The organism is Luteimonas sp. FCS-9 (genome assembly GCF_001014645.1).
Taxonomy (GTDB): domain Bacteria; phylum Pseudomonadota; class Gammaproteobacteria; order Xanthomonadales; family Xanthomonadaceae; genus Luteimonas.
In genome coordinates this window covers 17,349-28,786 of record NZ_LASZ01000009.1, presented here as the reverse complement: position 1 = coordinate 28,786, position 11,438 = coordinate 17,349, and the positions used below count along the sequence as shown (strand labels likewise).

Sequence of the window (11,438 nt, the reverse complement as noted above, 5' to 3'; positions counted from 1 at the left end):
GCGCAGGCCCCGGATTTGCAAGGAAAAACGTATTGCATTGTCCTGGCGGCGGTGATTGACTAACCGCATGCGTATCCGGGGGATCAATCTGTCTCAGGCCTTGCTGGCGCTCGCGCTGCTCGCGGCGCTGTGCTGGAACCTGGCCTACGGCGCCGAATTGCGCGGGGTCGACCTGCAGACCGGGGCGACCGGCACGCGGGCCGAACTGCGGCTCGACGGCAAGCCCGAGTTCTCGGTGATCTCGCTCGCCAATCCCGACCGCCTGGTCGTCGACCTGCCGGGGACGAAGCTGCGCGGCGGCGTCGCCCTGCCGGCGTCGCGCGGTGTCGTGCGCAGCGTGCGCAGCGGACAGCCCGTCGCCGGCACCACGCGCATCGTGTTCGATCTCGCCAGTCCGGTCGTGGCGATGAAGCCGCGGCTGGAGGAGGGTACGGACGGCGTGCGCCTGGTCGTCGAATGGCCCGGCGACGGCGAGGCCGACCCGATCGCGCGCGCCGCGGCCGGTACGGCGTCACCTTCTGCATCCGCATCCGCTTCTGCATCCGCGCCCGGCGCGTCCGCCGCGCCTCCGGCACCGCCGCCCAATCCCGCACTCGCCTCCAACGATGCGACCTCGCGACTGATCGCCGAGATGGCGCAGGCACGGGCGCCGGCAACGCCGGCACCGCAGCCCGCCGCCACGTCGACCGCCCCGGTGCCGGCGCCCATACCGGCGCCCGTTCCGGTCGCGCAGGCGCCGGCGCCCGTCCCCGAGGCCGCGGCGCCGGCACCGCGGACCGCCGCCCCGCCGCTGCCGACCACGGTCGGCCCGGGCATGCGCCCGCTGGTGATCGCGATCGACGCCGGCCACGGCGGGCAGGACCCCGGTGCGATCGGGCCGGGCGGTACCTACGAGAAGCACGTCGTGCTGGCGATCTCGCGCGAGCTCGCGCGGCAGATCAACGCCACGCCCGGCATGCGCGCGCACCTGATCCGCGACAGCGACAGCTACGTCGAACTGCCGCAGCGCGCGCGCCGCGCGCGCCAGGCCAAGGCCGACATGTTCGTCTCGATCCACGCCGACGCCGCGCTCAATCGCGCCGCCTACGGGTCGTCGGTCTACACGCTGTCGCTGCGCGGCGCGTCCTCGCAGCAGGCGCGCTGGCTGGCCGACCGCGAGAACAGCGCCGACCTCGTGGGCGGCGTCCGGCTGGAAAAGGACACGCTGTCGAACGTGCTGCTGGAAATGGCGCAGAGCGGCCACATGCGCGCCTCGCAGGATGCCGCCGCGCATGTCCTGACCGGGCTGCGCGACGTCGGCAAGACCCACAAGCCGAACGTGGAGTACGCGAACTTCTCGGTGCTGCGCAACGCCGACATGCCGGCGATGCTGGTCGAGACCGGCTTCATCTCCAATCCCGACGAGGAAAAGCGTCTGCTCGACCCGTCGCACCAGCGCCGCGTCGCCAGCGCGGTGCTGCAGGGGATCAACGCCTTCTTCACCAGCCAGCCGCCGCCGGGCACGCTGTACGCGGCGCGCGCCGCCGCCGCGGCCGCTGGCGCCAGCGCGGGCGGCGGCAGTCCCTGAGCATCGCCGGAGGCGGCGAAGCGACGCGCCGGGCGGCAGCGGCGGCCGCCGACCGCTATCATCGCGATCCCCCCGTTCCCCAACGCGCGCCGCGCGCCGTTCCCGCCGTGCCGATCCGCCAGCTGCCCGACATCCTGATCAACCAGATCGCCGCCGGCGAGGTCGTCGAGCGACCCGCGTCGGTCGTCAAGGAACTGGTCGAGAACGCGCTCGATGCCGGCGCGCGTCGGGTCGACATCGAACTCGAGGAAGGCGGCGTGCGGCTGATCCGCATCCGCGACGACGGCGGTGGCATCGCGCCGGAGGAACTGGCGCTCGCCGTGTCGCGGCATGCGACGAGCAAGATCGGCTCGCTCGACGACCTCGAGGCGGTCGCCACGCTCGGGTTCCGCGGCGAGGCGCTGCCGTCGATCGCGTCGGTGAGCCGATTCTCGCTGGCCTCGCGCCGCGACGACGATGCGCACGGCACGGTGCTGCAGGTCGACGGCGGCCGCGTCGGCACGCCGGCGCCCAAGCCGCATCCGCGCGGCACCACCGTCGAGGTGCGCGACCTGTTCTACAACGTGCCGGCGCGGCGCAAGTTCATGCGCGCCGAGCGCACCGAGCTCGGCCACATCGAGGAATGGCTGCGCGCGCTGGCGCTGGTGCGGCCGGACGTCGAGCTGCGCGTGAGCCACAACGGCAAGCCGTCGCGCCGCTACAAGGGCGACGAGGACCTGTTCTCGGGCGTGCGCCTGGTGGAGACGCTGGGGCGCGAGTTCGCCGACGCCGCGCTGCGCATCGAGCACGCCGCGGCCGGTCTGCGACTGTCGGGCTGGATCGCGCGCCCGGCGTACTCGCGCGCCAGCGCCGACCAGCAGTACCTCTACGTCAACGGCCGCTCGATCCGCGACCGCAGCGTCGCGCATGCGGTCAAGCAGGCCTACGCCGACGTGATGTACCACGGCCGCCAGCCGGCGTACGTGCTGTTTCTCGAACTCGACCCGACCCGGGTCGACGTCAACGTGCACCCGGCCAAGCACGAGGTGCGGTTCCGCGACGCGCGGCTGGTGCACGACTTCCTCTATCGCACGCTGCACGAGGCGCTGGCCGATACCCGCGCCGGTCAGGCCGCGGACGTCGCGGCGGCCGAGGCACCTGCCACCGGCCCGGCGTTCGCCGTGGCGCCGACGACCGGCGCCGGCAGCGCGTGGTCGCGGCCGATGCCGCAGACGCACCTGGCGCTGCGCGTGGGCGAGGCGCGCGCGGCCTACGCCAGCCTCTACGGCGGCGGCATGGGCAGCGGCGATGCCGGCGGCGACGCGACGTTCGCGCCGGCGCCGGGGGGCGATGCCTGGACGGGCGCAGGCGGCGCGAGCGCCAACGGCATGGCCATCGACAACGCGGCCGCCGACAGCGCCACCGCCGACAGCACCGCCTTCGTGCCGCCGCTCGGCTACGCGGTCGCGCAGTTGCACGGCATCTACATCCTCAGCCAGGCCGCCGACGGCATGATCGTCGTCGACATGCACGCCGCCCACGAGCGCATCGGCTACGAACGGCTCAAGACCGCGCACGACGGCGACGGCGTGCGCATGCAGCCGCTGCTGGTGCCGCAGACCGTCGCGGTCTCCGAGCGCGAGGCCGACGTCGCCGAGCAGGAGGCGGGTACGCTCGCCGACCTCGGCTTCGAGGTCTCGCGCAGCGGGCCGCAGTCGCTGCTGCTGCGCGGCGTGCCGGCGTTGCTGGTCGACGGCGATACCGAGGCGCTGCTGCGCGACGTGCTGGCCGACCTGCGCGAGCACGGCGAGAGCCGGCGCGTGCGCGCGGCCCGCGACGAACTGCTGTCGACGATGGCCTGCCACGGCGCGGTGCGCGCGAACCGGCGGCTGACGGTGCCCGAGATGAACGCGCTGCTGCGCCAGATGGAGGCGACCGAACGCTCGGGGCAGTGCAACCACGGCCGCCCGACGTGGGCGCATTTCCCGCTCGCGGAGATCGACCGTTGGTTCCTGCGCGGACGCTGAGCGTTCCGACAGCCGACGGGCGGGCGGCGCAGGCCGTCGAACCCGTCCACGGACGGCCCGGCGCGGCCATCCCATCCACGCCCTGTCCGCGGCCGCCGGCCGGGCGGGCAGGCCTACCGTCCGGCGCATCGAGCCGGTCGTTTCCAGGAGTCCGCATGCGTTTCCATCGTCTGTCGCGTGTCGCCCGCGTCGCCGTCGTCGCGGTCGCCCTGCTGGTCCCCGGCCTGGTGCCGGCGCAGTCGCCCGTCGCCGATGGCGAGGCCGGTGCCGTCGACATTCCGCACATCGCCGAGGTGCCCGCGCCGGCACCGCCGGTGCCGCTGCTGTGGAAGGTCTCGGGCGAGCGCGGCGCGCTGTACCTGCTCGGCTCGTTCCATTTCCTCCAGCCCGCGGACTACCCGCTGTCCGACGACGTCGGCCACGTGCTGGACCGGGCCGGCGAGGTGGTGTTCGAGCTGTCGCCCGAGGAACTCGAATCGCCGACGCTGGCGATGCAGATGATGCAGGCCGGGCTGCGCAGCGACGGCAGCCGCCTCGACGACGACCTGCCGCCGGCGCTCGCCGCCGACCTGGCGGCCTGGGGCGAGGCCAATCTGGCCGCGCAGCCGACCGGGGGCATGAGCGCGCAGAGCCTGCAGCTGTTCGAGCCGTGGTTCGCCTCGCTGCTGGTGACGACGACCGAGCTGGGCCGCTACGGCCTGCAGGCGCAACTGGGCATGGACGCGTATCTGGCCCGCCAGGCGCGCGAGGCGGGCAAGCCGACGGCGGGCCTGGAGACCGCGGCCGAACAGATCGGCTTCCTCGACGGCCTCGGGCGGGTCGAGCAGGTGGAGATGCTGCGCGAGGCGCTGGACCAGGCCGACGGCGGGCAGGCCGCGATCGAGGCGCTGCATGGCGCCTGGCGCGCGGGCGATGCGACGCAGCTGTGGAACGGCATGGCGCTGGACATGCGCGCGCGCTTCCCGGCGCTGTACCGGCGCATCAACAGCGAACGCAACGACGCCTGGCTGCCCAAGCTCGAGCAGATGCTGCAGCAGGACGGCGAGATTCTGGTCGTCGTCGGCACGCTGCACCTGCTCGGCGAGGACGGGGTGGTCGAGAAGCTGGCCGCCAAGGGCTACGAGGTCGAGCGCATCTGCAGCGCCTGCGCGCCGCCGCCGGTGATCGAGATCGGCGACGGCATCGCGCCGCCGCCGGACGAAACGGTGCCCGCGCCCGAGCCGCCGTCGGCCGTGCCCACCGACGGCACGCCGACGCAGCCGCCACCGACAGACGACGATGGCCAGGACGACGACGAGGTGCCGGCGCCGGCCGTGCCGGCGCCTCCGGTCGCGCCTGCGCGTGCCGACGGAAACGGGACGCCGCGCGGGCGTTGAACCGCCGGCGGCCTCAGGCCGCCTCGACCATGACGATGCAGTCGACCGGGCACGCCGGCACGCACAGCTCGCAGCCGGTGCACAGCGGCTCGACGACGGTGTGCATCAGCTTCGATGCGCCGACGATCGCATCGACCGGGCAGGCGCGGATGCACTTGGTGCAGCCGATGCAGTCGGCCTCGACGACCAGCGCCACCGGCGGGCGCGGATGGTGGCGGCCGCGGTTGCGGTCGAACGGCCGCGCCGGCACGCCGAGCAGCGTCGCCAGCGCTCGCGCGCCGGCGTCGCCGCCGGGCGGGCAGCGGTCGACGTCCGCCTCGCCGCGCGCCATCGCGTCGGCATAGGGTCGGCAGCCGTCGAAGCCGCACTGGCCGCACTGGGTCTGCGGCAGCAGGCGGTCGAGGCGTTCGACGAGGTCGGGGGCGGGGCGCATGCGAATCGGACGGAGAACGGCGGCGCACAGGGTAGCGCGGCGCGTGCCGTCGCAGGTGCGCGGAGGCGGTCGGCCTGCATGCGCGCGAGCGCGATCGGCATTCCTGACTGCGCGCCCTAGTCCCAATGGGTGACCGCGCGGCGCGACGCGTTCTGGCAGGCTCGATTCATGCCGACCGACACGACGCCGCCGATCGCGCCCGCCGCGACACCCCGCCCTCCCGTCCGCCGCCGCAAGCCGTTATGGCACCTCCTCTATTTCTGGGTGCTGCTCGGCATCGCCGCCGGCATCGTCATCGGCCTGGCCGCGCCGCAGGTCGGCGCGCAGATGAAATGGCTGGCCGACCTGTTCATCAAGCTGGTCAAGGTGGTCATCGCGCCGACGATCTTCGCAACCGTCGCGGTCGGCATCGCGGGCCTGGGCAACCTCGCCAAGGCCGGCGGGCTGGCGCTCAAGACCGTCGTGTACTTCAACGTCACCACGGTATTCGCGCTCGGCATCGGCCTGGTCGTCGTCAACCTGCTCGGGCCCGGCCGCAACCTCGGCCTCGACATCGCCACCTTCGACGCGTCCGCGGCCGACGGCACGCTGCAGAGCGCGGGTGCGGCGGCGGGCGAGGGCATCACCGGCTTCCTGCTGCATCTGGTACCGACCTCGTTCTTCGGCGCCTTCGTCGAGGGCCAGCTGATCCAGGTGCTGGTGATGGCGATCCTCGTGGCCTGCGCGATCACGATGCTGGGCGAGCGCGGCAGGCCGGCGGTCGCCGCGCTCGACACGATCGCCCAGGTGATGTTCGGCGTCATCAAGATCGTCATGTGGTTCGCGCCGCTGGGCGCGATGGGCGGCATGGCGTTCACGATCGGCGAGTACGGCGGCGCGATCCTCGGCTCGCTCGGCTACTTCATGCTCAGCTTCTGGCTGACCTGCCTGCTGTTCCTGTTGCTGGTGCTCGGGCCGATCTGCTGGTGGTCGGGCTTCAGCTTGCTCAAGTACATCCGCATGATCCGCGACGAACTGCTGATCGTGCTCGGCACCTCGTCGTCGGAGACCGTGCTGCCGCGCATGCTGGCCAAGCTCGAGGCGGCCGGCGTGCCCAAGTCGGTGGTCGGGCTGACGATCCCGACCGGCTATTCGTTCAACCTCGACGGCACCGCGATCTACATGGCGATGGGCGCGATCTTCATCGCGCAGGCGTTCGGCATCGAGGTGCCGATCGGCACGCAGATCGCGCTGCTGGTGTTCATGCTGATCTCCTCCAACGGCGCGGCGGGCGTGTCGGGCGCCGGGCTGGTGACGCTGGCCGCGTCGCTGGCCGCGTTCGAGAGCGTGATCCCGCTGGCCGGCATCGCGCTGATCGTCGGCATCGATCGCTTCATGTCCGAGGGGCGCGCGCTGACCAACCTGACCGGCAACGGCATCGGCACGCTGGTGATCGCGCGCTGGACCGGCCAGCTCGACCGCGCGCGGCTGGCGACGGTGCTCGACAACCCGCAGCTGGTCGATCCCGATCGCGTGCTCGCCGGAAACGTCGCGCGCGACGCGGCGCCGCCGGCCGATGCGGTGCCGGTGCGGCCCGCCTGACGCACGGGCGGGCCGTTGCGCACGCAACCGTTGCGCGGCGTCGGCACAGCGGTTAGGGTCGATCCCATGCCGCGCATCACCGCCCGCAATACCAACCGCAACGCCCCGCGCACGAACAATCGTGCGCGGCCGAGGCGGGTGTGGGAGCGGGCGCGAGGATAAGGCAACAACGCGCAGGCACCAGGACACACAACCCGCATCGGCCGCGATGCGGGTTTTTTCTTGCCCGCGCGCGGCTCCCACCCAAGGAGCCCCACCATGTGTTCGATCTTCGGCATCTTCGGCCTGCAACCGGGCGACAACGTCGCCGCGCTGCGCCGGCAGGCGCTCGCCTGCTCGCAGCGACAGCGCCACCGCGGTCCCGACTGGAGCGGCGTGCACGCCGACGAGCGCGCGATCCTCGTGCACGAGCGGCTGGCGATCGTCGATCCGGCCGGCGGCGCCCAGCCGCTGCGCTCGACCGACGGCGCGCTGGTGCTGGCGGTCAACGGCGAGATCTACAACCACCAGGCGCTGCGGGCGGACCTGCGTGCGCCCTATGCGTTCGCGACCGCGTCCGACTGCGAAGTGATCAACGCGCTGTATCGCGAGCACGCGGACGACCCCGCGGGCCCGTCGACATGGCTCGAACGGCTCAACGGCATCTTCGCGTTCGCGCTGTGGGACCGCACGTCCGGCCGCGCGATCATCGCCCGCGACCCGATCGGCGTGGTGCCGTTGTACTGGGGCCACGACCGCGAGGGCCGGCTGCGCGTGGCCTCGGAGATGAAGGCGCTGGTCGACAGCTGCGCCGACGTGGCGCAGTTCCCGCCCGGCCACTGGTACGACAGCGCGACCGGCACGCTGACGCGCTACTACGCGCGGCCCTGGCGCGAGCACGACGCAGTGGCTGGGCACACGCCGTCGCTGCCCGCGCTGCGCGACGCCTTCGAGGCGGCCGTGCATCGGCAGCTGATGACCGACGTGCCGTACGGCGTGCTGCTGTCGGGCGGGCTGGATTCCTCGCTCGTCGCCGCGGTCGCGGCGCGCTACGCGCGCCACCGCATCGAGGATGGCGACCGCAGCGAGGCCTGGTGGCCGCGTCTGCATTCGTTCGCGATCGGCTTGGCAGGCTCGCCGGACCTCGCCGCCGCGGCGATCGCAGCCGAGGCGCTGGGTACGGTGCACCACGGCTTCGAGTACACGTTCGAGGAAGGCCTCGACGCGCTGCCGGACGTGATCCGGCACATCGAGACCTTCGACGTGACCACGATCCGCGCGTCCACGCCGATGTTCCTGCTCGCGCGACGGATCAAGGCGATGGGCGTGAAGATGGTGCTCTCGGGCGAGGGCAGCGACGAGATCTTCGGCGGCTACCTGTACTTCCACAAGGCGCCCGACGCGCGGCAGTTCCACGAAGAGCTGGTGCGCAAGCTCGACGCGCTGCACAACTACGACTGTCTGCGCGCGAACAAGGCGATGATGGCCTGGGGCGTCGAGCCGCGGGTGCCGTTCCTCGACCGCGCGTTCCTGGACGTGGCGATGGACATCGACGCCGCGCACAAGATGATCGAGCGCGGCAGCGATGGCTGGCAGCGCATGGAGAAGGGCCTGCTGCGCGCCGCGTTCGACGGGGCACTGCCCGACGAGATCCTGTGGCGGCAGAAGGAGCAGTTCAGCGACGGCGTGGGCTATGGCTGGATCGACGGCCTCAAGGCGCATGCCGAGACGCAGGTCAGCGACCGCGAGCTGGCGGCCGCGGCGAGCCGCTTCCCGCACGCGCCGCCGCAGACCAAGGAGGCGTACCTCTACCGCAGCCTGTTCGAGCAGGCCTTTCCGACCCCGGCCGCGGCGGCCACCGTGCCCGGCGGCAAGTCGATCGCGTGCTCGTCGCCGGCCGCGATCGCCTGGGACGCCGCGTTCGCGAACGCGGCCGACCCGTCGGGACGCGCGGTTGCGGGCGTGCACAACGCCGCGACCGCCTGAGGGTCCCCGGCGCCAGGATCCCCGTAGGAGCGGCGCTTGTGCTTGCATCCCCCTTTTCGGGGACGCGCGATGGGGTATCGGTGAAGCCCGATCGTGCGCAAGCGCGCGCCTACCGGGGGGCGGAGATGGCGCAGGGGATGCGCTGCGGTGGCCCGAGCGCGTGCGAGCCGCGCCGGGGCGGTCCGCGTTTTCGGCTTCAGGATTGCCGTAGGAGCGCGCTTGCGCGCGATGGGCGTCACCGGTGAAGCGCGGTCGCGCGTCCCCGAAAAGGGGATGCAAGCACAAGCGCCGCGCCTGCAGGGGGCCGAGATGGCGCAGGGGATGCCGCCGGCGATCGCGTGCCGGGTGGGGCGGGTCAGAAGACGAACTGCACCTTCGCGTACCAGGCGCGGCCTTCCTGCGGCAGGCCCCAGGCCAGTTCGGCGTAGTCGTCGAACAGGTTGCGGCCGCCGAACGCCACGCGCGTGCGGTCGTCGAGGTCCCACTGCACCTGCAGGTTGGCCAGGGTGTAGGCGCCGGTGCGCAGATAATCCGTGGTGGGGCCGGTGCTCCAGCGGTCGTTCGCGTACTCGACGCTCGGCGTGAACGACCAGCGCGCCAGCGGCGACCAGGTCGCGTACAGCAGCGCCTGGCGATCGGGCACGCCGGTGGGACGGTACTCGGGCTGCAGCGCGTCCTCGATCGTGCGGTGCATCCAGGTCGCGTTGCCGCCGAGCACCAGCGTGTCGCTCACGCGCGCCTGGCCACCAAACTCGACGCCGTAGAATTCGCCGTTGCCGACGTTGCGGGTCTGGGTGATCTGGTTCGGGCCGTCGATCACGACGGTCTGGATCATGTCCGAGACGTCGGCGTAGAAGACCGCGGTGCTGACGCTCACGTCGTCGGAGACCCGGCGCTCCCACGACAGTTCGAGGTGGGTCCCGCGCTCGCTGCCGAGGTCGGGATTGGGCAGCGCGGTGCCGAAGCGGGTGCTGTAGCGCTCGAAGTTGGTCGCGAAGCGCACGCGCGAGGACAGCGTGGCACCGAAGCGCGCGTGTTCGTCGGCCTGCCAGTAGACGGCGGCCTGACCGTTCCACGCCGAACTGCTGCCGACCGGCCGCTCGAACAGGCCGTCGGTCGCGTTCCAGTCCTGCGCCAGCTTGACCTCGTTGCGGTCGTAGCTCGCGCCGACCAGCACGTCGAGCGCGCGGGTCGCGTGCCAGGTGTTCTCGGCTGCCAGCGAGAGCGTGTCCTCGCGGTTGCGCTCGGTCGGCGTGATCTCCGACAGCGTCGGATGGTCGGGGCGGTTGTGGCTGGTCTCGTCGTGGCGGTCGGTGCGCCAGTGCACCGCCAGCCGCGTGTCGTGGTCGGGCGCGGGGCGGAAGCCGTACTCGACGCTGGCGCCGTAGCTCTCGTCGGCGTAGAGGCTGCGGAACGCACGGTTCGTCGCCTGGGTGGCGTAGGTCTCGTCGTCGTAGGTGTGGAGCGCGTTGTCGAAGGTGTTGTAGTACGCCTTGACCTTCAGCCGCCCGTCGCCGACCTGCGTGCTCGACAGGAAGTACAGGGTCTCGATGTCCCACTTCGGCCAGTCCCAGAAGCGGTTGCCGGGGTTCGTGTACAGGTGCAGCGGCGCGCCCTTGGCACCCTCCTGGCGCGTGTAGTTGAGCGAGTACTCGTCGGTGGCATTGGGTTCGAAGCCCAGCTTGAGATTGGTGCGGGTGTCGCGGCTGGCCGAGCGCACGCGCTCACCGCGCGGCTGGAAGGCGCTGCCCTCGAAGTTCGACGGCAGCGTCCAGTGGTCGCGGTCGACGACGCTGAAGCTCGCCTGCGCGTAGAAGCGATCGCGGCGCGTGCCGAACGAGGCGTAGCTGTTCCAGGCGCCGACGTCGCCGTCGCGGTCCAGGTCCACGCCCGCCTGCACGACGCCCTCGAACGCGCGCACCGGCTTGCGCGTGACCAGATTGATCGCGCCGCCCATCGCACCGGGACCGTCGATCACCGACACGTAGCCCTTCTTGATCTGCACCTGCGCCAGGTCGGCGGTCAGGAAGCGGCGGAAGTCGAGGCGGTTGTCGGCCGGCAGGTAGATCCGCACGCCGTCGATCGACAGCGGCACCTGCCAGCGGCCGAAGCCGCGCACGAAGATGTCGTGCTCGTTGCGGCGGCCGTTGCCGTCGCGGGTGGTCATCACGCCGGGCGTCAGCTTGACCGCGTCGTCGAGCGTGAGTGTGTTGAACGACCACATCTCCTCGCGCGTGATCGTCGCATCGCCGGTCGCCACCGGTTCGGGCGCCTTGGCGGTCACGGTGACCTGGCCGAGCGTGAACACGTCGCCGCCAGTGGTGCGATCGGCCTCTTCGGCGGTGGCGGTGAAGGGGAGGGTCAGCGCCAGGGCGAGCGCGGCGGCGAGCGGGCACGGTCGGGACATGCGGATTTCCAATCGGGGGGCATGCGCGCGGCCGACGCGCCGGCCCGGTCGGGCGGTCGCGTGCGGTCGTGGGCGGGTGGTCCGCCGGCGGCGGGTCGTTATA

The 11,438-nt window shown here is 72.3% G+C and carries 7 protein-coding genes; 5 read left to right on the top strand and 2 right to left on the bottom strand.

The window, feature by feature from the left end; genetic code table 11:
• Window positions 1–67 precede the first annotated feature (67 nt).
• The 3 genes from WQ56_RS09535 to WQ56_RS09525 all read left to right on the top strand — a co-directional run bounded on the left by WQ56_RS09535 (window position 68) and on the right by WQ56_RS09525 (window position 4,949).
• Window positions 68–1,567, top strand: coding sequence for an N-acetylmuramoyl-L-alanine amidase (locus tag WQ56_RS09535; protein WP_052772949.1), 1,500 nt, complete (start codon window positions 68–70; stop codon window positions 1,565–1,567).
• Between the two features lie 107 nt (window positions 1,568–1,674).
• Window positions 1,675–3,573, top strand: a complete 1,899-nt coding sequence (gene mutL, locus WQ56_RS09530) for a DNA mismatch repair endonuclease MutL (RefSeq protein WP_047136878.1) — start codon at window positions 1,675–1,677, stop codon at window positions 3,571–3,573.
• A gap of 155 nt (window positions 3,574–3,728) precedes the next feature.
• On the top strand, window positions 3,729–4,949 hold the full coding sequence (locus WQ56_RS09525) for a TraB/GumN family protein (protein ID WP_082132319.1): 1,221 nt from the start codon (window positions 3,729–3,731) through the stop codon (window positions 4,947–4,949).
• 13 nt (window positions 4,950–4,962) lie between these two features.
• Here WQ56_RS09525 and rnfB read toward each other — a convergent pair whose 3' ends face one another.
• Window positions 4,963–5,382 (bottom strand): Rnf electron transport complex subunit RnfB, encoded by a 420-nt coding sequence (gene rnfB / locus WQ56_RS09520; RefSeq protein ID WP_082132318.1) that lies wholly within the window; start codon window positions 5,380–5,382, stop codon window positions 4,963–4,965.
• A 168-nt stretch (window positions 5,383–5,550) separates the two neighbouring features.
• On the opposite strand from rnfB, the gene WQ56_RS09515 reads away from it, so the two are divergent.
• Together WQ56_RS09515 and asnB are read left to right on the top strand one after the other, a co-directional pair.
• Window positions 5,551–6,963 (top strand): cation:dicarboxylase symporter family transporter, encoded by a 1,413-nt coding sequence (locus tag WQ56_RS09515; RefSeq protein ID WP_047136974.1) that lies wholly within the window; start codon window positions 5,551–5,553, stop codon window positions 6,961–6,963.
• A gap of 258 nt (window positions 6,964–7,221) precedes the next feature.
• The gene (gene asnB, locus WQ56_RS09510) at window positions 7,222–8,928 is read left to right on the top strand and encodes an asparagine synthase B (RefSeq protein WP_047136877.1); all 1,707 of its coding nucleotides are present in this window, start codon (window positions 7,222–7,224) and stop codon (window positions 8,926–8,928) included.
• Window positions 8,929–9,283: 355 nt separating this feature from the next.
• Here the strand turns inward: asnB and WQ56_RS09505 are convergent, their stop codons facing one another.
• Window positions 9,284–11,335, bottom strand: a complete 2,052-nt coding sequence (locus WQ56_RS09505) for a TonB-dependent receptor (protein ID WP_047136876.1) — start codon at window positions 11,333–11,335, stop codon at window positions 9,284–9,286.
• Window positions 11,336–11,438: the final 103 nt, after the last annotated feature.

Bases quoted from the DNA above. Each gene is read 5' to 3' on its own strand.
- rnfB (WP_082132318.1), bottom strand. From the start codon at position 5,382: ATGCGCCCCGCCCCCGACCTCGTCGAACGCCTCGACCGCCTGCTGCCG.
- WQ56_RS09515 (WP_047136974.1), top strand. From the start codon at position 5,551: ATGCCGACCGACACGACGCCGCCGATCGCGCCCGCCGCGACACCCCGC.
- asnB (WP_047136877.1), top strand. From the start codon at position 7,222: ATGTGTTCGATCTTCGGCATCTTCGGCCTGCAACCGGGCGACAACGTC.
- WQ56_RS09525 (WP_082132319.1), top strand. From the start codon at position 3,729: ATGCGTTTCCATCGTCTGTCGCGTGTCGCCCGCGTCGCCGTCGTCGCG.
- WQ56_RS09505 (WP_047136876.1), bottom strand. From the start codon at position 11,335: ATGTCCCGACCGTGCCCGCTCGCCGCCGCGCTCGCCCTGGCGCTGACC.
- WQ56_RS09535 (WP_052772949.1), top strand. From the start codon at position 68: ATGCGTATCCGGGGGATCAATCTGTCTCAGGCCTTGCTGGCGCTCGCG.